Raw genomic sequence first — 19,327 nt, 5'->3', positions numbered from 1 at the left:
CTTTTTTATTGCGTAACCAATTCAATTGCACGTTGTAGATTTTCCTTTTCTACTTGAGCGATATAATTTATAAAAATTGATTTGTCGTTTTGATTCTGACTTTCTGCTAGAATCGAAAGATATTTATTCTTATGCTCCTCATCACCTTGAATGGTTGCAAAAACATAGCCGTTTTGAATTAAAATCCAATTCATTAACAAAAGTGCTATTTGTGTATTTCCGCTCTCAAAAGGGCTAATTGTTGCGATTCTTAAATGTGTTTCAGAAGCTAATAAGATAGGGTGAAGTGAGGTTCTATTAGTTTCAAACCAACTAAAAAAGGAGGTCATTTCGCGAATAATCAATGCGTCATTTTTGTATTTTCCAGCATGAGCAGGTTTTATTCCTCTTAAAATTTGATTGTGAATAGTCAGTAATTCTTTTTCATTGACAGCACTGTTTTTTTGAGTTAAATCTTTGATATAAGAAATAGTTTCATGGTGGTTTACTGCTTCTAAATGCTCCTGCATAGTCTTACCACCAATTGTTAATCCTTCATTAATTACTGCTTTAGTCTCTTGTAATGTCAATGAGTTGTTATTAATACGATTACTTTCGTATGTATATTCAAGCTCTAAAATTTTAGAAATTCGATGCAAATCAAATTGCTGGAACGATTGTATTTTTGTTTTTAGGACTTCAATTTCATCTAAAACGGTTTGCAATGTTGACAAAATGATTGAAGTGTCCTTCTTTTTGATGTTTTGGATTTCGATTTCGGCAAGATGTAATGCTTTAAGTGCTAGTTCTTCATGTCCGATTTCATGTATTATTTTTTCTTTTAACCAAACAATTAATAGATTCTCAAAATCAATTTCGAGTAATGACGCAAGTTTTACAATTTGTTCTCTTGTAGGTTTTCGTGTACCACTTTCAAATTTACTGATTAGGGCTTGGTCAATTTCTAGTAATTGTGCTACTTCTCGAGTTTTAAATCCTTTTTGCTCTCGAGCATTTTTAAGTATAGTTTTCATTACAGAAGTAAGGTTATAATTGTCAAGACAAAATTAGTCATTGTTTTAGCTATAAAAAAATAGCATTAAAAATGAATTCAATGCTATTGTATGTTTTTTATGAGAAGTGTTATTTCTTTGATAATGTGCCGTCTTTCTTCATTTCGTACACTATAGTTCTCATGATGTCATCTACAGTTGCGCCAATATCAGAAACATCGGATGATTTTGTTGTGGCAGTCCAGATTAATTTCTTTTCTTTTAAAGAAAAAACATTGGTTTCGACTATATAATAGGTGTTTTCTACATAATAACCTGGAGTGTAAAAATCATTTGCATACATTCCGTACCAGCCACCAAACGGACCTCCATATAATAAGCCATTATAACCTCCATAATAAAAGCTATTATCTATTCCGGGAACATATTCGGTTTGTTTTTCTTTACTTACCAAGCGCATAGTTACAACACCATCAAAATTCTCATCATTAAGTATTTTTAGTTTTTGATCATCTGTAAGCTCATTGCTAATTTGATTTAAAAACGGGTACGAAGCATGAAAAATAGGATTACTTGATGCAATTCTGTTTTCAATAACTCTTCGTGTCGCTTCATTTTTTATTAAAGCTACAACGAGTACTTTTTTGAAATTTTCTGAACTAATTGTTATTTGCGGATCTCTCCAACTACTAACAATCGAAGAATTAGTACCGCATCCAGATAACAGGATTACAGTTAATACGACAAACATTCTTTTCATAACTTGAAATTTAGAATTGATTGTAGTAAAAATAAGTATAAATATCGAGATATTACTTCTGAAACTTTATTTTAAAAAGAGGTTAATTAGAATGCTTTTTTAATTCGATCTAGATCACGCTTAGTATCTTGCTCTTTTAAAGATTCGCGTTTATCATAGTTTTTCTTCCCTTTACAAAGTCCGATTTGTAGCTTCGCTAGTCCTTTTTCATTGGTAAAAAGCTTTAAAGGAATAATTGTTAGTCCTTTTGCTTGTACACTTTTTTGAAGACTTTTTAATTCTTTTTTATTTAAAAGCAATTTTCGCTCACTTCTAGATTTATGATTGAATTGATTTCCAAAGGCATATTCTTCAATATAGGTGTTTATGGCAAAAAGTTCGTCACCACTAAATTCGCAAAAGCTTTCAGTAATGTTTGCTTTACCTAGACGTATTGATTTGATTTCAGTTCCTGCTAAAACAATTCCAGCAGTATAGGTATCTATTATTTCGTAATCGAAGCGGGCTCTTTTGTTGAGTATATTGACAGTTTTTAACATAGTGTACAAATGTAAAATAAAAAAGAAAAACTTTAGTAAAATCAAAGATAATTAAAGAAAAAAATTAAACTATGATTTTAATCATTTTTCAGGAAAAAGCTTACAGCTAATTTTGTTAAATAATTTAAAACAAAAACTTAACGACATGAAAAAAATTTTAACATTAGCTGGGATTGTATTAATGGGACTAGCTGTAAACGCTCAAGAAGCTAATCAAGGTTTAAAAGGAGCATGGTTTGTAACATCACAATTTGGTTACCAACAAACTAAAACAGATGATGTAAAGCATACTAACTTATCAATAGTTCCAATCGTTGGAACATTTATCACGCCATCTGTCGCAGTTGGAGCAGGACTTGGATATATTAATATGAAATCTGAGTCTGACGCTGGTACAGCAGGCAAAACTGATTTAATTGTTATTCAACCATTAGCTAGAAAATATTGGAATATAGCTGGTTCATTGTATTTCTTTGGACAATTAGCAGCACCAATTATTACTGGAAAAGAAAAAGAGAGCGACTTAAAGATAAATCAATTTGGATTGACTTTATCAGGAGGATTTGATTACTTTGTTACAAAATATTTCTCAGTAGAGTTTTCGTATAACCTAGCTAACTTTACATCTACAACTTTAGACCCTAAAGATGGTTCTAAAACTACAGTAACTAATTTTGGATTAGCTCATATGGCTAATGTTGACTCAGCATATACTGTTGGAGGTGCAAATTTAACAACGCCACTTGCTGTTGGATTTAAATTCATATTCTAAATTATAGAAGGATTATTTTAATTTCAATTTAGTAATTTTGTAAAAAAGAAAGACCGTACTTTTTGGAGTGCGGTCTTTTTGTTATTATTTAAAAAATAGAATATGCAAAATCAAGATAAAAACCCTTTACACGGAGTAACACTTCAAGCAATACTCGAAAAACTAGTGGGCTACTACGGATTCGATACTTTAGGTGAATTAATCCCTATTAAATGTTTTACTTCAAACCCTAGTATAAAATCTAGTTTGACTTTCTTAAGAAAAACAGATTGGGCTAGAAAAAAAGTAGAAGATTTATATATAAAAACGATTCCTAAATTTTCTGTATAAATTAATTCAATTTATACGAGATCATTACACCTCCACCATAAGGCAACCATTCTCCACTTTTGTTATAATGTGGTGCTGTTTCGTAACGGCCAGGAGTACCATCGTTGTAATAACCTTTGTAGAAACCTTGATGCCATCCTCCGCTAACGAAAAAATCTAGCATGAATTTGTCGTTTAATTTCTTTTGATATCCAAGAGTAGCACCTAGTCTGTAACCATGTCCATCTTCGTATTTGTTGCTGTCCCAGTAATTCCATTTTTGGATCTTATAGATATCAGCTCCAATGTGGCCACCAAAATATAAACCATTGAATTTTTCATTAAAATGGTAACGAACTTCTGGAGTGAAGGTAACGAACTTCATTGGACTTTTTCCATCAAAGGATTCCCAAAAAGACGCCATTAAATCAATGTTAAGAGTTAGTTTTTCTCCAATACTTGTTTCTAAAGCAACATCTGGAATTGCTATTAAAGCCGAAAGAGCATTTGCTTTGATATAAGTTTGGCTATAAGACTGAATTGAGAGTAAAAGAACGGTTAAGGCAAATATTTTTTTCATAAAATCTAGTAATTACTAGCAATATGTTAGTTTTGATTGCTAGTTTAGGCTGCAAATATAACGCAATGCATTTTGTTGTATTGTTGTAAAATTTAAATTTAACAAGAATAAATTCAGATCGTGTAAGTTGTTCAAAGAAATGTAAAATTTAAATACTTCATCTGTAGTAAACTAGTGGCTCTCTTTAATGTTTAATTATTGAGTTGGAAGAGTAGTTAATATTTTTATTTTTTTGAAGTTTATTGCTTTTAATGCTTTAAATGTTTTTTTTGTTCAATAAGGAGTATATTACATTGTCTAAGAAACGGCCTTCATAATATTCAGATTCTTTAAAGTGGCCTTCCTTTACAAAGTTCATTTTTTGTAAAACTCTTTCTGAGGCCAAATTAGCAGGATCAATGACTGCTTCAATAGAGTGTAGCTTCATTTCATTAAAACCATAATCAATTACTTTTTTCGCAGCTTCAGGAATAATTCCTTTTCCGTGAAATTCAGGTAATAACATATAGCCAATTTCTGCTCGAAAGTTTTCGGGCTGTAGTCTAAAATAACCAATAAATCCAATTATTTTAGGATTGTCTTTTAAAGTAATTCCCCAATTGATTCCTTCATTGGTCTCAATAATGCTATTAATTTGAGCAATGTGTTCCAGTGCTTGTTCTCTGGTTGTTATGAGTGGTCTTGGTATGTATTTCATCGTTTCTGGATTAGAACGTAAAGCTATGATTTCGTTAGCGTCCTCATCTTTGATTCTTTTAAAGACTAAGCGTTCCGTTTCTAAAATAGGGAATGGAGAAAAATTAAAATTTAACATAGGATGTTTAATGTGGTTGAGTTATAGAATTTCGATACTAAATTTTGAATTAAATGCTTGATTTGCTTCTAAGGTTAAGATTCCTTCTTTTTCAAAAAGATTACCTGAGTTTTCTTTGATGTCTGAATAGCCAAACCAAGGCTCAATGCAGATAAAAGGAGCTTTTTCTTTTGTCCAAATGCCTAAACTTGGAAAGTCTGCAAAATCAACTTTAATATAAGGAGTGTTGTTTTCTAAAATAGTTAGAGAGTTTGATTCTAATGATTTAAAAATTAAAGCATCATTTTCAAATAAAGGATAATTTAGTTGAATTTGACCTTCAATTGTTTCTAATTGCTTTGTTGTATTAGAAATTAAATCGTTTTCAAGTAAAGAATATTTTAGGGTTTCTTTTTTTTCAAATTCTAAAGCATAATTTTCAAATTTGCCAGGTAGTGCTATTGCAGGATGCGCTCCAATAGAAAAAGGCATTTTAGAAACCGATTTATTGGTTACCTTATATTGGATATCTAATTGTGAATCGACTAAAGTGTAAATTATTTGTAATTCAAATTCAAAAGGATATATTTTTAGTGTTTCATTATCTGATTGTATTGAAAACACAGCACTTTCATTAGTTTTCGAAACGAGATTAAATTCCATATCTCTAGCAAAACCATGTCGTGGTAAATGATATGATGTGTTGTTAATAGTATAGGTGTTGTTTTTTAATGTACCTACAATTGGAAATAAGATAGGAGAGTGCTTGCCCCAAAAAGCAGGATTTCCTTCCCATATATATTCTTTGTTAAGTGTGTTTTTTAAAGAAAATAATTCGGCACCAGCATGTTTAATTGAAGCTGTAAGTTTTGAATTTGAAATTATTGTAATCAAAATTTAGGTTTTGAGAGGTTAAAAAATAGGTAGTGTAAATATATTTATAAAATTAATTTGTGGAAGAAAAAGCGGATGAAATATTTTTTTATAAATTCTTTGGTAAAAAATGGAACAATGTAATTTAAAAATGATGCAATTTGACGTTTATTAGATGGATTTGTTATTGCGAAGACACGGTTTATAGTTTTTTTTAGATTCTAATGTATATATACTTTTTAGTAGCGTTCTAATTTATAGCAGCAACATTTAAAATATAATTATATCCAACTGCTGTGAAAAAGTATTAATCTATTTAGTTTTAATTCATAGATACCTTTTTTTTTCATTAATTTGCTAGATAAACAGCAACAAAAATGAAAAAACTCTCTTTGAGAGCCATATTATCTATGGCTTTATTGTTTGGAATTTCGGCCACATGGGCACAACAAGTTCCTACTTCAAATACTAATCCTATTTCTAAGTACGATTATTATGAAGCATTCTCTCCATTATTCTATTCTAAAAACGGAACTGCAACCCGTTCAGCAAGTGGTCAGCCTGGTGCTGAATATTGGCAAAATAGAGCAGATTATAAGATTACTGCAAGGTTAAATGGAGTTACGAATGAGATTATTGGTACAGATGAAATCACTTATACGAACAATAGTCCAGATAAAATGTCATTTGTTTGGCTTAATTTAGATCAAAATTTATTTAAAGAAGATTCACGAGGAAACGCTGTAGTACCTTTAACAGGGAGTCGTAACGGGGCTCAAGGACAGGTTTTTGATGGTGGAAATAAAATAAAATCAGTAAAAGTAACTGTACAAAATAAGAAAAAATCAGTTGAAACCGATGCCAAATTTATTGTTACAGATACAAGAATGCAGATTTTTCTTCCTGAAGAATTAGCTGCAAAAGGAAGCAGTGTTAAAATTAAAATAGAGTTTTCTTATATAGTTCCAAATGAAGGATCAGATAGAACAGGAGTACTTGAAACTAAAAACGGAAAAATTTTCACAATAGCACAATGGTATCCACGTATGTGTGTGTATGATGATGTAAGAGGTTGGAATACACATCCCTATTTAGGTGCTTCAGAGTTTTATTTGGAATATGGTGATTTTGATTTGAAATTAACTGTTCCTGCTAATCATTTTGTAGTTTCTTCGGGTGAATTATTAAATTCTTCTGAGGTTTATACTGCCGAACAACAAAAACGTTTAAAAGAAGCTGCTCAAAGTGATAAGACTGTTATGATTCGCTCTGCGGAAGAGGTTGCATCTGCTGTAGCGGCTCCAGTAAATGGAGAGAAAACTTGGCATTATCAAATGAAAAATGCTCGTGATGTTTCGTGGGCATCATCAGCTGCATTTATTTTAGATGGTGCAAAGATTAATTTACCTAGTGGTAAAAAGTCATTAGCTCTTTCGGCTTATCCAGTAGAAAGTGCAGGTGATGCTGCTTGGGGGCGTTCTACGGAATATACTAAAGGGGCAATCGAAAATTATTCTAATAAATGGTTTGAGTATCCTTATCCAGTTGCAACAAACGTAGCAGGTAATGAAGGAGGAATGGAATATCCTGGTATTGTATTTTGTAGTTGGGAGTCTAAAGGAGAAGAATTATGGGGAGTTACAGATCACGAATTTGGACATATTTGGTTTCCAATGATTGTAGGTTCAAATGAAAGATTATTTGCATGGATGGATGAAGGATTCAATACTTTTATCAATTCATTAAGTACTGCTGAGTTTAATAAAGGGGAGTACAAAGAAGCACCAAGAGATATGCATAAAATGGCTGAGATGTTTACTAGTCCAAAGCTAGAAACAGTTATGAGCTCTCCAGATAATATGAAGGAAGCAAACATTGGATTGTTATGCTATTATAAACCAAGTTCTGCTTTGGTAATTTTAAGAGAACAAGTATTAGGAAAAGAGCGTTTCGATATTGCATTCCGTACTTATATTGAGCGTTGGGCTTATAAACACCCAACACCAGATGATTTCTTTAGAACAATGGAAAATGTTGCTGGAGAAGATTTAAGTTGGTTCTGGAGAAGTTGGATTATAAATAACTGGCGTTTTGATCAAGGTATCAACGCTATCAAATATGTGAAAAATGATCCTAAAAATGGAATCATTATCTCTATTGAGAACTTTGAAAAAATGGCCATGCCTGTTATTATAGATGTGAAAACTAAAAGTGGTAAAGTTTCTAGAGTAAAATTGCCTGTTGAAATCTGGCAGAGAAATGTAGAATGGTCTTTTAAATTTGATTCTACAGAAGAAATTGAAAGTGTTATAATTGACCCGGATCATGTTTTTCCAGATAGTAATGCAAGTAATAATGTATGGACAGCAGGAAGTGGTAAAATAGAAAAAGATATTGTTTTAGATTCTTATCTAGGAACGTATTCTAGTAAAATATCGCCTCTGAAAATTGTATTCACAGAAAAGAATGGAGCTTTAACAGTAGAATTGCCAAACTATCCTAAATTCTCACTTCAGCCTGTTACTGATGTAGCTGATACTTTTGAATCAAAACGAGCTGGATTAAGATTTGCGTTTACTAAAACTGGATTAAAAATGACAATTTTAGAAAATTCTCAAGTAATGGATTTTACAAAAGAGTAATTTAAAATTTTAGTTTAGAAATAGCGTTTATACGCTTTTTATAGCCCTTTATAAGGTTAGAATTATTGAAATCGGCTATTTGAGTTATGCTCAAATAGCCGATTTTTTTATTTAAAATTTAATTTTCGATTAGAATTTAGTTATTATGATGCGATAAATCTACAGAAACAACAATATATTAAAAAAATGTTACAATTTTTGATTAACGTATTGTAATCAAAAAAAAGATGTAAATTTGCATCGATGAATAAAATAAGTTTACATATAACTTCTTTGTCACGGACAAACTCAACTGCTACTTCTCCCGAAGTACGGATGCTATCTCTATAGTATTCAAAAGAGTTTTTCGCTGTATTTATTTATATTCATTTTTTTGTCTTGAAATTACCTAAGTTGTCCTTTGGACAAACACATCCTAGAAGTATATTTTATTTAAAGATTTCTCAGCATCATGTTGTTGATACTAAGGGTTTTATGTATATTTTATTTAGCTTTGCTGAAGCAACTCTTGGGTTTCAGAAAAAAAATCATTTTTTATTTTTTAACCCTAACTTCAACTATTGAAATGAAGATCTCTATTGTTGTAACACAAGAAGAACATTATAAATATGCGCAAGAAATATGCGATACTATAGAGTCGTCTGCCTTATTGAGAGGTACCGGAATTGCTAAAAGAACTCCAGAATATATCCAGAAAAAAATGGAGAATAGAGATGCTTTGATTGCTTTAGCAGATGGTAAATTTGCAGGTTTTTGTTATATCGAAAGCTGGCAACATGGCAAGTTTGTGGCTCATTCAGGATTGATAGTTCATCCTGATTATAGAAACTTAGGTCTAGCAAAAAAAATCAAGTCAAAAGTATTTGATTACTCATTAGAAAAATATCCAGATGCTAAAATATTTGGTATTACAACAGGTCTGGCTGTCATGAAAATCAATTCAGATTTAGGATATAAGCCAGTTCCCTTTTCAGAACTTACAAGTGATCCAAGCTTTTGGGCAGGTTGCAAAACTTGTACGAATTATGAAATATTAAAAAGTAAAGAAAATAAAATGTGCCTATGCACAGGAATGTTATACGATCCAAAAGAAAAACAAAAAGATCCACCAAAACATCCATTTAACGTAAAAGTACTCAATAGATTAAAATCAATTAAACAAGCCCTTTTCTTAAAAAAATAAAATTATGAAAAAAGTTGTATTAGCTTATAGCGGAGGATTAGATACTTCGTACTGCCTTAAATATTTAAAAAATGAAAAAGGATATGAAGTCCACACTGTACTTATTAATACAGGTGGTTTCGATGAAGAAGAATTAAATGCTATTGAAGAAAGAGCTTACGAATTGGGAAGTGCTCAACATGCAAATCTTACAATCGTAGATAAATACTATGATAAAGCTATAAAATATTTGATTTATGGAAATGTATTAAAAAACAATACATATCCATTATCTGTAAGTGCCGAACGTGTTTTTCAAGCTATTGAAGCAATAAAATATGCTAAGAAAGTAGGAGCTGAGGCAATTGCACACGGAAGTACAGGAGCAGGAAACGATCAGATTAGATTTGACTTGATTTTCCAGACAATCGCTCCCGAAATTGAAATTATTACTCCGATTAGAGATTTAAAATTGTCTAGACAAGAAGAGGTTGAGTATTTGCAAAAGAATGGAGTTCACTATTCATGGGAAAAAGCACAATACTCAATTAATAAAGGACTTTGGGGAACAAGTGTAGGAGGGAAAGAAACTTTAACTTCTAACCAAGCCTTACCAAGTGAAGCTTATCCTTCGCAATTGCAAAAAGAAGGAGAAGAGAAAGTAACGTTGCAATTTGAAAAAGGAGAATTAGTTGGGGTAAATAATGTAAAAAACACACCGACAAAAAATATAGTTATTCTAGAGAAATTAGCAAATGCTTATGCAATTGGTAGAGATATCCACGTAGGAGACACTATTATAGGTATTAAAGGAAGAGTAGGTTTTGAAGCCGCTGCACCATTGATAATCATAAAAGCACACCATTTATTAGAGAAACATACACTTGGTAAATGGCAACAATATTGGAAAGAGCAATTAGGAAACTGGTACGGAATGTTGTTTCATGAAGGGCAATTTTTGGATCCTGTAATGCGTAACATTGAGGCTTTCCTTGAGGATACTCAGAAAACGGTAAATGGAACTGTAATTGTTTCGTTAAAACCATATCATTTTTCGCTTGACGGAATTGAATCAGAAAATGATTTAATGAATACTGGATTTGGTCAATACGGAGAAATGAACAACGCTTGGACGTCTGATGATGCCAAAGGATTTATTAAGATTTTAGGAAATGCTCAAAACATATTTTCATCTGTAAATCACTTAGATTATGATTAATGTTGGAATAATAGGCGGTTCAGGCTATACAGCTGGAGAATTAATAAGAATATTGATGTATCACCCTAACGTGAATATCGATTTTGTATACAGTACTACAAATGCTGGTAAGCCACTTTCTGTAGCACATCACGATTTATTAGGAGATATCGAAATGGATTTTACCGATGTAATAAATCCAGATGTAAATGTTTTGTTTTTGTGTTTAGGTCATGGAAGATCAATTTCATTTCTAGAAGAAAATAAATTTGCAGGTCATACTAAAATTATTGATTTAGGAAATGATTTTAGATTGACGAATGATTCCAATTTTGATGGAAAACAATTCGTTTATGGTCTACCAGAATTAAATAAAACGGCTATTAAGAAAGCTAATTATATTGCAAATCCAGGTTGTTTTGCTACGGCAATTCAATTGGCATTATTACCATTAGCTAAGAATCAACTTTTAGAAAATGACATACATATTAATGCTACAACAGGGAGTACTGGAGCAGGTGTAAGCCCTTCGGAAACGACACATTTTAGTTGGAGATCAAATAATATGTCGCATTACAAAGCATTTGATCATCAGCATTTAGGAGAAATAAATCAAAGTATAAATCAATTGCAAGCAACTTATTCAAATGAGTTGTTGTTTATTCCGAATAGAGGAGATTTTGCAAGAGGAATTTTTGCAACATTATATACTACTATAGAAGAAAGTTTAGATGAAATCGTAGCTAAATACGAAGATTTCTATAAAAATGAACCATTTGTAACAGTTACTACAACCAATATCAATATGAAACAGGTGGTACAAACAAACAAGTGTATTATTAGTTTAACTAAAAAAGGAAATCGGATATTGATTACTTCAATAATCGATAACCTAACCAAAGGAGCTTCAGGACAAGCAATCCAAAATATGAATTTAATGTTTGGATTACCAGAAACGACAGGTTTACATTTGAAACCAAGCGGATTTTAGAAAATAGTTTAAAGGTTTCAAGTTTCACGTTCTGTGTGCAACTTGAAACCTGAAACAGAAAAAACTTAAAAAAATGAACTTATTTAACGTTTACCCATTATATGATATTACGCCTGTAAAAGCACTAGATTGTACAATTACAGACAAAAACGGGATAGAATACTTAGATTTATACGGTGGTCATGGAGTAATTTCTATTGGACACACCCAACCTGATTATGTAGCAAAGCTGAAAAATCAATTGGATAGTTTAGGATTTTATTCAAATGCAATTCAGAATCCTTTACAAGTAGAATTAGCTGATAAACTAGGGAAACTTTCAGGATTAGAAGATTATGAACTGTTTTTATGTAGCTCAGGAGCTGAGGCAAATGAAAATGCATTGAAACTAGCTTCTTTTCATAATGGAAAATCAAGAGTTATAGCTTTTGATAATTCTTTTCACGGAAGAACTTCGGCGGCAGTTGCAGTTACAGATAATAAAAAAATTGTAGCTCCAATAAATGCACAACAAGTAGTTACTTTTTTACCTTTAAATAATATCGAACTAGTAGAAGCAGAACTTCAAAAAGGAGATGTTTCTAGTGTTATTATCGAAGGAATTCAAGGAGTAGGTGGTTTGGATGAAGGAACAACAGAATTTTTTCAGGCTTTAGAAAAGGCTTGTAAAAAATATGGTGCTGTTTTAATCTTAGACGAAGTACAATCAGGTTATGGAAGAAGTGGAAAGTTTTTTGCATACCAACATCACAATATTAAAGCTGATATCATTTCGGTTGCAAAAGGAATGGGGAATGGTTTTCCGGTTGGAGCTATTTTGATTTCGCCTGAATTTGAAGCTAGTTTCGGATTATTAGGAACTACTTTTGGAGGAAGCCATTTATCTTGTGCAGCAGGAATTGCAGTTTTAGATGTAATGGAAAAATTGAAATTACAGGATAATGTAAATGAAGTTTCGGCTTACTTTTTTGAGCAAATTAAACAAGTGCCTCAAATTATAAAGGTAAAAGGAAAAGGATTGATGCTTGGCGTTGAATTTGAATTTGATGTTGCAGCCTTAAGAAAGAAACTGATTATCGAGAAACATATTTTTACAGGAAGTGCTAACAACAAAAATCTATTAAGAATTTTGCCATCATTAACCGTGAAAAAATCTGATATAGATACATTTATAGTTGCATTAAAAGAAAGTTTAGCCGAATTAGGGCATTAGTTTTTCATTGCTAACTACACAATAACTACCAAACAACCAACTAAAAAAATTATGAACCACCAATTATCAATTGAAAAGAGAAATTTGGTTTTACTCTCGATGGCAAGGCTTGTCGAAGAGGAGAGGAACCAAATTATTCTGACGAATCAAGCTGATTTAGCCGCTTACAATGGTTCCGATTTAGCCATGGAAGAACGTTTAAAAGTGGATAATAGCAAGATCAATGAAATGATTTTGTCATTGAATCAATTGGCTTCACAGGAAGACCCAGTTGGAGTGGAAAGGTTTCATTTTGTTCATGAAAACGGAATTAAAGTCAGTAATAAAACAGCAGCTTTTGGTACGATATTGATTATTTACGAATCAAGACCCGATGTAACTATCGAAGCTGGCGGAATTGCCTTTAAATCAGGAAATAAAATTTTGCTTAAAGGAGGAAAAGAAGCTTTAAAATCCAATTTAAAAATTGTGAGTTTATGGCATCAAGCTTTAGAAGAAAATAATGTTTCGACAGCTTGGGTTGAGTATTTAAACTATAATCGCCAAGAAACACAGACTTTTTTAGAAAAACCAACGCAAAAAGTAGATTTAATAGTTCCTCGTGGTGGTGAAAAACTAATTGAGTTTGTAAAAGCACATGCAACTTGTCCAGTAATCGTTAGCGGACGCGGAAATAATTTCGTTTACGTTCATAAAGAAGCAGATACCGATATTGCCTTGAAAGTAATTTTGAATGCAAAAACATCTAAAATATCAGCTTGCAATGCAATAGATAAGGTTTTGATAGATTCTCGATTGCCTAATTTTGAAGGTTTTGTTGCTTTATTAAATGAAGAACTGGTAGAGTCAAATGTTGAAATTATTGTAGATGATAGTTTGGCATCTTTTAAAAATACAACTGTTCTTACGGATGAAAACATCTGGTACGAAGAGTTTTTAGATTACAAAATTGTAATCGGAACAATCGATTCAGAGGAGCATGTTATTGAAAAAATCAATAAATATTGTGGTGGACATTCCGCTTCAATCATTACAAGAAATAATGCTGTTGCACAAGAATTTATGGAGTCTATAGATGCAGCGGCAGTTTATCATAATGCTTCAACTCGATTTACCGATGGAGGGCAACTGGGTTTAGGTGGAGAATTAGCTATAAGTACAGATAAATTACATCAAAGAGGACCAATCGGGTTACAACACCTGGTTACCAATAAATGGTATATTTACGGAGAAGGGCAGATTAGATAATTTGACAGTTAGACTTCTTAGATTGTTAGACTATCTTAGAATAAAGATTAAAGAATAAAGAATAAAGATTTTAGATCAAGCTTTGCGAACGTTGCGTTTATGAAAGATTTACAATATAAGACATTGCGTTCTTTGCGGTAGATTAGACTTCTTAGATTTTTAGATTGTTTGATATCTTAGATTATTAGAATTTAGATTTTGGATTAGAGAATAAAGAATAAAGATTTCAGATATAGCTTTGCGAACGTTGCGTTTATAAAGATTTACAATATAAAGCCTTGCGATCTTTGCGGTAGATTAGACTTCTTAGATTGTTAGATTGTTAGATTGTTAGATTTTTAGATTTTTAGATTTTTAGATTTTTAGATTTTTAGATTTTTAGATTGTTTGATATCTTAGATTATTAGAATTTAGATTATCGCGTAGTAATTTCAGACACAGCTTTGCGAACATTGCGTTTATAAAGGATTTACAATATAAGACCTTGCGTCCTTTGCGGTAGATTAAATAATTAGACTTCTTAGATTGTTAGACTATCTTAGAATAAAGATTAAAGAATAAAGAATAAAGATTTCAGATCAAGCTTTGCGAACGTTGCGTTTATGAAAGATTTACAATATAAGACATTGCGTTCTTTGCGGTAGATTAGACTTCTTAGATTGTTAGATTGTTTGATATCTTAGATTATTAGAATTTAGATTATCGCGTAGTAATTTCAGACACAGCTTTGCGAACATTGCGTTTATAAAGATTTACAATATAAAACCTTGCGACCTTTGCGGTAGATTAGACTTCTTAGATTTTTAGATTGTTAGATTTTTAGATTGTTTGATATCTTAGATTATTAGAATTTAGATTATCGCGTAGTAATTTCAGACACAGCTTTGCGAACATTGCGTTTATAAAGGATTTACAATATAAGACCTTGCGTCCTTTGCGGTAAATTAAATAATTAGACTTCTTAGATTTTTAGAATTTAGATTTGAGATATAGCTTTGCGAATATAGCATTTATAAAAGATTTACAATATAAAGAACCTTACGCCTTAGCGATAAAAAACCAGTTAGATGAAAAAAAGGATTTTATTAAAAATAGGAAGTAATACCTTAACCAAAGAAACCAATCATATCTCGAGAGGTAAAATTGAAGACATTGGAATTCAGATAGCTTCTTTAAATGACAAATATGAATTTGTAATAGTAAGTTCAGGAGCGATTGCTGCGGCCAAGCAATTTGTGAAACTAGAAAGTAAAGGCAAGGAGATAATTGTAAAACAGGCTTTAGCTTCGATTGGGCAGCCCCATTTAATGCGGATTTTTCATGAGAATTTTAGCGATTTAGGACTATTGACATCGCAATGTTTATTGTCTTATTCCGATTTTGAAAAAGAACAATCCAAGATTAATATTGTAAATACAATTAATGTTTTGGTAGAGAACAATTACATTCCGATTATCAATGAGAATGATACCGTTGCAACAGATGAAATTCAGTTTGGTGACAATGATAAGTTAGCGGCTTTAACAGCAGTTTTATTAAATGTAGATATTTTGATAATTGCCACAAATACAAGTGGAATTTATACAAAAGCATCTATTGGTAATGACGTTCCAGAAACAATAACTTTAGTAAATGATTTACAGCTTTTAGAAAAAGAAATAGGAGAGTCAAAATCGTCACACGGAACAGGTGGGATGCAGTCAAAAATTGAAGCAGCGGCTATAGCTAAAGCAGCAAACATTGAAACCTGGATCGTGAACGGATTAGACGACAATTTTATTTTAAAAGCATTAAAAAACGAAATTCCTTTTACAAAGATTGTGTAATAAGGTAAGGGACGAGACAGATTTGCTATTGCAAAAACGCTGCTAAAAAAAGAATTTTAGAAATTTTAATACAAGAAACATACACTATATTTTTAATTTAAATTATGATGATTATCAAAAGAAGAACGCGGATGATGCGGATTTGCTAAAGCGAAGACACAGATAAAAACAGATACTATTCTTAAAAATGTTTGATTTGGTTAATCAGTTAATCGGTTAAACAATTAGACAAAAACGATTAAACAATATATTATGAACTATATTTCAATTCAAGACATTAACTCATTATCAAAATGGGTAAAAAGCGCATTAAAAATCAAAAAAAATCCGCTAAAAAATCAAAGCTTAGGGAAAAACAAAACCTTAGGAATGTTATTCTTTAATCCAAGTTTAAGAACTCGTTTGAGTACTCAAAAGGCGGCAATAAACTTAGGAATGAATGTCATGGTAATGAATTTTACTAATGAAGGCTGGACATTAGAGTTTGAAGACGGTGCGATAATGAATTCAGGCGCTTCAGAGCATATAAAAGAAGCAGCAGAAGTCGTTTCGCAATATTGTGATATTATTGCAATTCGTGCTTTTGCAGTTTTAGAGAGTAAAGAGAAAGATTATGCTGAAACAGTTATTTCAGGATTTTTAAAACACGCAACTGTACCGATCGTGAATATGGAAAGTGCAGTTCGTCATCCGATGCAGTCTTTAGCAGATGCTATTACGATGGAAGAATATAAAACGAAACACAAACCAAAGGTAGTGCTTTCGTGGGCGCCACATCCAAAAGCTCTACCACAGGCAGTTGCTAATTCATTTGTAGAAATGATGCAGATGCAAAAGGATATGGATTTTGTAATCACACATCCAGAAGGGTATGAGTTGAGTCCAGAAATTACAAAAGACTGTAAAATTGAATACGATCAAGATAAAGCTTTTGAAAATGCTGACTTTGTATATGTGAAAAACTGGAGTAATTTTAACGATTACGGAAAAGTAACCAACATCGATCCTACGTGGACTGTTACAGCCGAAAAAATGGCATTAACAAACAACGGGAAATTTATGCACTGTCTTCCTGTTCGTCGTAATGTAATCGTGAGTGATGAGGTTTTAGATGGTGAAAATTCAATCGTAATTCAACAAGCAAATAACAGAACATATGCAGCACAATTAGTGTTACAGAAGATATTGAAGAAATTGTAATTTGAGGCACAAAGTAACAAAGTTGCAGAGGTAGAAAGGTAGAAAAAACCTTTAGTTAAACCTTTGAACCTTTGTCTCTCTGAACCTTTGAATCTAAAAAATATAATGAAAGTTACAGTAATAAAAATAGGCGGAAATATAATCGATAATCCAACTGAATTAGAGCAATTTTTAATCGATTTTTCTAAAATAGAAGGGTATAAAGTATTAGTTCATGGAGGCGGGAAATCGGCAACTAAAATGGCTGAAAGTATTGGTTTAGTTCCTCAAATGATAGATGGGCGACGTATAACAGATGCTGCAATGCTAGATGTTGTGGTAATGATTTACGCAGGTCAGATTAATAAAAATATTGTAGCTCAATTACAGTCTAAAAACAATAATGCAATTGGATTTTCGGGTGCTGATGGGAATTTAATTCAATCAACAAAAAGGAATCATCCAACAATTGATTATGGTTTTGTGGGCGATGTAAAACAGGTTAATACAAGCCTGTTATCAATATTATTAGAAAACGGAATTGTTCCTGTTTTTTGCGCTATTACACACGATAAAAACGGACAATTATTAAATACAAATGCTGATACAATTGCAAGCGAATTAGCGATTGCTTTATCAGAAGTTTTTGATGTGACTCTTACCTATTGTTTCGAAAAGCAAGGTGTTTTGTTGGATTCAGAAGATGATTCATCGGTGATTGCAGAAATAAATGAAGCTTTGTATAATAAATTAAAAGCAGAAAAAGTTATCCATTCTGGAATGATTCCAAAACTGGATAACTGTTTTAATAGTTTATCAAGAGGGGTGCAGCAAATTAAAATCGGACATCACAGCATGCTTCAAAATTCAGATGTACAGCATACGACAATAACATTATAAAATTTAATGCTGTAGATTAAAATAATCAATGAAAAAATCTTTTAATCCGTGGCAAAAAAAAAGAATAGCGCGAGCATTTTAAATATAAATTTAAGAAATTTGCGCAAGTAAAAATGGCTACAAAAAACGATTCAAAAACTTTGTGCCTTTGAACCTAATAAAAATGAAAAATATAGAAACGCTCCAGCAAGAAGCAATAGCATTATTAAAAAGTTTAATCGAAACTCCTTCATTTTCAAGCGAAGAAGATCAAACAGCTCTTTTAATAGAAAACTGGTTCAATCAAAACGAAATCCCTTTTAAGAGAGAAAACAATAATGTATGGGCTTTCAATAAATATTTTGATGAAAAGAAACCAACACTTTTACTTAATTCACACCATGATACAGTAAAACCAAACCAAGCATATAAAAACGATCCATTTCAAGCAATTGTAAAAGATGGCAAATTATTTGGATTAGGAAGTAATGATGCAGGAGGCTGTCTGGTTTCGTTATTGGCAACATTTGTTCATTTTTATAACAACGAAAAATTACCGTATAATTTGGTAATTGTAGCTTCTGCAGAAGAAGAAAGTAGCGGAAAGAATGGATTAAATAGCGTTTTACAGCATTTACCAGAATTGGATTGTGCCATTGTAGGAGAGCCAACCTTGATGCAATTGGCAGTAGCCGAAAAAGGATTGTTGGTGCTAGATGTGAAGGTAAAAGGAACTGCAAGTCATGCGGCGCATCAAAATGATGATAACTCCTTATACAATGCTATTCCTGTAATGGAATGGTTTAGAAACTATAAATACGATAAGATATCAGATGTTTTAGGACCAGTTAAAATGACTGTAACCCAAATAAACGCTGGTAAACAACATAATGTAGTGCCTTCAGAATGTGATTTGGTGGTAGATATTCGTGTGACGGATTGTTACTCAAATACAGAAATTCTAGAAGTAGTAAAAGCCAATGTAAAAGCCGAAGTTACACCGCGATCGATGCATCTTAATGCATCTTCAATTCCAATTGCGCATGCTTTGGTACAAGCCGGAATCGCTTTAGGAAGAACAACGTACGGTTCACCAACGCTTTCTGATCAATCAGTTTTAAGCTGTCAGTCATTAAAATTAGGACCAGGAGAAACATTACGATCACATTCGGCAGATGAATTTATCTTTATCAACGAAATTGAAGAAGGAATCGAATTGTATATCAAAATACTAACAGATTTTTTTAAACTATAAAATGCTTTTATCCTGAGGAGAGACGAAGGATTAGGAGCTATCCCGATAGTTATCGGGACCCGCTATTCGTTGCAATCTTTTATTTTTTAAAGAAAAAAACAAAAGGATTTCCACTT

The 19,327-nt window shown here is 31.9% G+C and carries 18 protein-coding genes; 12 read left to right on the top strand and 6 right to left on the bottom strand.

What is annotated here, in order from left to right:
- Nucleotides 1-5: 5 nt before the first annotated feature.
- From QWY99_RS11660 to smpB, 3 genes are all read right to left on the bottom strand, one after another.
- Complete coding sequence (locus tag QWY99_RS11660) at nucleotides 6-1,013, bottom strand: helix-turn-helix domain-containing protein (protein WP_290265225.1); 1,008 nt, start codon at nucleotides 1,011-1,013, stop codon at nucleotides 6-8.
- A 109-nt stretch (nucleotides 1,014-1,122) separates the two neighbouring features.
- Nucleotides 1,123-1,752, bottom strand: coding sequence for a hypothetical protein (locus tag QWY99_RS11655; protein ID WP_290265223.1), 630 nt, complete (start codon nucleotides 1,750-1,752; stop codon nucleotides 1,123-1,125).
- Between the two features lie 86 nt (nucleotides 1,753-1,838).
- Complete coding sequence (gene smpB / locus QWY99_RS11650) at nucleotides 1,839-2,291, bottom strand: SsrA-binding protein SmpB (protein ID WP_290265221.1); 453 nt, start codon at nucleotides 2,289-2,291, stop codon at nucleotides 1,839-1,841.
- A 145-nt stretch (nucleotides 2,292-2,436) separates the two neighbouring features.
- On the opposite strand from smpB, the gene QWY99_RS11645 reads away from it, so the two are divergent.
- Together QWY99_RS11645 and QWY99_RS11640 are read left to right on the top strand one after the other, a co-directional pair.
- Entirely contained in the window at nucleotides 2,437-3,063 is a 627-nt protein-coding gene (locus QWY99_RS11645; RefSeq protein WP_290265219.1) for an outer membrane beta-barrel protein, read from the top strand.
- A gap of 102 nt (nucleotides 3,064-3,165) precedes the next feature.
- Nucleotides 3,166-3,393, top strand: coding sequence for a VF530 family protein (locus QWY99_RS11640; RefSeq protein WP_290265216.1), 228 nt, complete (start codon nucleotides 3,166-3,168; stop codon nucleotides 3,391-3,393).
- A gap of 1 nt (nucleotide 3,394) precedes the next feature.
- On the opposite strand, the gene QWY99_RS11635 is transcribed toward QWY99_RS11640, so the two are convergent.
- The 3 genes from QWY99_RS11635 to QWY99_RS11625 form a co-directional block, all read right to left on the bottom strand.
- The gene (locus QWY99_RS11635) at nucleotides 3,395-3,952 is read right to left on the bottom strand and encodes a DUF3575 domain-containing protein (RefSeq protein WP_290265214.1); all 558 of its coding nucleotides are present in this window, start codon (nucleotides 3,950-3,952) and stop codon (nucleotides 3,395-3,397) included.
- Nucleotides 3,953-4,208: 256 nt separating this feature from the next.
- The gene (locus tag QWY99_RS11630; RefSeq protein WP_290265211.1) at nucleotides 4,209-4,766 is read right to left on the bottom strand and encodes a GNAT family N-acetyltransferase; all 558 of its coding nucleotides are present in this window, start codon (nucleotides 4,764-4,766) and stop codon (nucleotides 4,209-4,211) included.
- 21 nt (nucleotides 4,767-4,787) lie between these two features.
- Nucleotides 4,788-5,639, bottom strand: coding sequence for an aldose 1-epimerase family protein (locus tag QWY99_RS11625; protein WP_290265209.1), 852 nt, complete (start codon nucleotides 5,637-5,639; stop codon nucleotides 4,788-4,790).
- Nucleotides 5,640-5,995: 356 nt separating this feature from the next.
- Between QWY99_RS11625 and QWY99_RS11620 the strand changes: the two genes are divergently transcribed.
- The 10 genes from QWY99_RS11620 to QWY99_RS11575 all read left to right on the top strand — a co-directional run bounded on the left by QWY99_RS11620 (nucleotide 5,996) and on the right by QWY99_RS11575 (nucleotide 19,211).
- A complete protein-coding gene (locus tag QWY99_RS11620; RefSeq protein WP_290265207.1) occupies nucleotides 5,996-8,260 on the top strand; it encodes a M1 family metallopeptidase in 2,265 nt (754 codons plus the stop codon).
- Between the two features lie 565 nt (nucleotides 8,261-8,825).
- On the top strand, nucleotides 8,826-9,443 hold the full coding sequence (locus tag QWY99_RS11615; protein WP_229990998.1) for a GNAT family N-acetyltransferase: 618 nt from the start codon (nucleotides 8,826-8,828) through the stop codon (nucleotides 9,441-9,443).
- Nucleotides 9,444-9,447: 4 nt separating this feature from the next.
- Complete coding sequence (locus QWY99_RS11610) at nucleotides 9,448-10,641, top strand: argininosuccinate synthase (protein ID WP_290265200.1); 1,194 nt, start codon at nucleotides 9,448-9,450, stop codon at nucleotides 10,639-10,641.
- Nucleotides 10,634-11,611 (top strand): N-acetyl-gamma-glutamyl-phosphate reductase, encoded by a 978-nt coding sequence (gene argC, locus QWY99_RS11605; protein WP_290265198.1) that lies wholly within the window; start codon nucleotides 10,634-10,636, stop codon nucleotides 11,609-11,611. The genes QWY99_RS11610 and argC overlap by 8 nt, the downstream gene beginning before the upstream one ends.
- A gap of 73 nt (nucleotides 11,612-11,684) precedes the next feature.
- Complete coding sequence (locus QWY99_RS11600; RefSeq protein ID WP_290265196.1) at nucleotides 11,685-12,824, top strand: aspartate aminotransferase family protein; 1,140 nt, start codon at nucleotides 11,685-11,687, stop codon at nucleotides 12,822-12,824.
- Nucleotides 12,825-12,875: 51 nt separating this feature from the next.
- The gene (locus QWY99_RS11595; RefSeq protein ID WP_290265194.1) at nucleotides 12,876-14,072 is read left to right on the top strand and encodes a glutamate-5-semialdehyde dehydrogenase; all 1,197 of its coding nucleotides are present in this window, start codon (nucleotides 12,876-12,878) and stop codon (nucleotides 14,070-14,072) included.
- A 1,067-nt stretch (nucleotides 14,073-15,139) separates the two neighbouring features.
- Entirely contained in the window at nucleotides 15,140-15,898 is a 759-nt protein-coding gene (gene proB / locus QWY99_RS11590; RefSeq protein ID WP_290265192.1) for a glutamate 5-kinase, read from the top strand.
- 252 nt (nucleotides 15,899-16,150) lie between these two features.
- The gene (locus QWY99_RS11585) at nucleotides 16,151-17,098 is read left to right on the top strand and encodes an N-acetylornithine carbamoyltransferase (RefSeq protein WP_290265190.1); all 948 of its coding nucleotides are present in this window, start codon (nucleotides 16,151-16,153) and stop codon (nucleotides 17,096-17,098) included.
- Between the two features lie 105 nt (nucleotides 17,099-17,203).
- Nucleotides 17,204-17,977 carry an acetylglutamate kinase gene (gene argB, locus QWY99_RS11580; protein WP_290265188.1) on the top strand — a complete coding sequence of 258 codons (774 nt, stop codon included), beginning with the start codon at nucleotides 17,204-17,206 and terminating at the stop codon, nucleotides 17,975-17,977.
- A gap of 163 nt (nucleotides 17,978-18,140) precedes the next feature.
- Nucleotides 18,141-19,211, top strand: coding sequence for a M20 family metallo-hydrolase (locus QWY99_RS11575; protein ID WP_290265186.1), 1,071 nt, complete (start codon nucleotides 18,141-18,143; stop codon nucleotides 19,209-19,211).
- The last annotated feature ends 116 nt before the right edge of the window (nucleotides 19,212-19,327 follow it).

The sequence above is a fragment of the Flavobacterium branchiarum genome (assembly GCF_030409845.1).
Classification (GTDB): Bacteria; Bacteroidota; Bacteroidia; order Flavobacteriales; family Flavobacteriaceae; genus Flavobacterium; species Flavobacterium branchiarum.
This window is presented reverse-complemented; position numbering and strand designations above follow the sequence as displayed.

Excerpts from the sequence above, each read along its gene's own strand:
- QWY99_RS11660 (WP_290265225.1), bottom strand. The coding sequence starts at position 1,013 with ATGAAAACTATACTTAAAAATGCTCGAGAGCAAAAAGGATTTAAAACT.
- QWY99_RS11655 (WP_290265223.1), bottom strand. The coding sequence starts at position 1,752 with ATGAAAAGAATGTTTGTCGTATTAACTGTAATCCTGTTATCTGGATGC.
- smpB (WP_290265221.1), bottom strand. The coding sequence starts at position 2,291 with ATGTTAAAAACTGTCAATATACTCAACAAAAGAGCCCGCTTCGATTAC.
- QWY99_RS11645 (WP_290265219.1), top strand. The coding sequence starts at position 2,437 with ATGAAAAAAATTTTAACATTAGCTGGGATTGTATTAATGGGACTAGCT.
- QWY99_RS11640 (WP_290265216.1), top strand. The coding sequence starts at position 3,166 with ATGCAAAATCAAGATAAAAACCCTTTACACGGAGTAACACTTCAAGCA.
- QWY99_RS11635 (WP_290265214.1), bottom strand. The coding sequence starts at position 3,952 with ATGAAAAAAATATTTGCCTTAACCGTTCTTTTACTCTCAATTCAGTCT.
- QWY99_RS11630 (WP_290265211.1), bottom strand. The coding sequence starts at position 4,766 with ATGTTAAATTTTAATTTTTCTCCATTCCCTATTTTAGAAACGGAACGC.
- QWY99_RS11620 (WP_290265207.1), top strand. The coding sequence starts at position 5,996 with ATGAAAAAACTCTCTTTGAGAGCCATATTATCTATGGCTTTATTGTTT.
- QWY99_RS11615 (WP_229990998.1), top strand. The coding sequence starts at position 8,826 with ATGAAGATCTCTATTGTTGTAACACAAGAAGAACATTATAAATATGCG.
- QWY99_RS11610 (WP_290265200.1), top strand. The coding sequence starts at position 9,448 with ATGAAAAAAGTTGTATTAGCTTATAGCGGAGGATTAGATACTTCGTAC.
- argC (WP_290265198.1), top strand. The coding sequence starts at position 10,634 with ATGATTAATGTTGGAATAATAGGCGGTTCAGGCTATACAGCTGGAGAA.
- QWY99_RS11600 (WP_290265196.1), top strand. The coding sequence starts at position 11,685 with ATGAACTTATTTAACGTTTACCCATTATATGATATTACGCCTGTAAAA.
- QWY99_RS11595 (WP_290265194.1), top strand. The coding sequence starts at position 12,876 with ATGAACCACCAATTATCAATTGAAAAGAGAAATTTGGTTTTACTCTCG.
- proB (WP_290265192.1), top strand. The coding sequence starts at position 15,140 with ATGAAAAAAAGGATTTTATTAAAAATAGGAAGTAATACCTTAACCAAA.
- QWY99_RS11585 (WP_290265190.1), top strand. The coding sequence starts at position 16,151 with ATGAACTATATTTCAATTCAAGACATTAACTCATTATCAAAATGGGTA.
- argB (WP_290265188.1), top strand. The coding sequence starts at position 17,204 with ATGAAAGTTACAGTAATAAAAATAGGCGGAAATATAATCGATAATCCA.
- QWY99_RS11575 (WP_290265186.1), top strand. The coding sequence starts at position 18,141 with ATGAAAAATATAGAAACGCTCCAGCAAGAAGCAATAGCATTATTAAAA.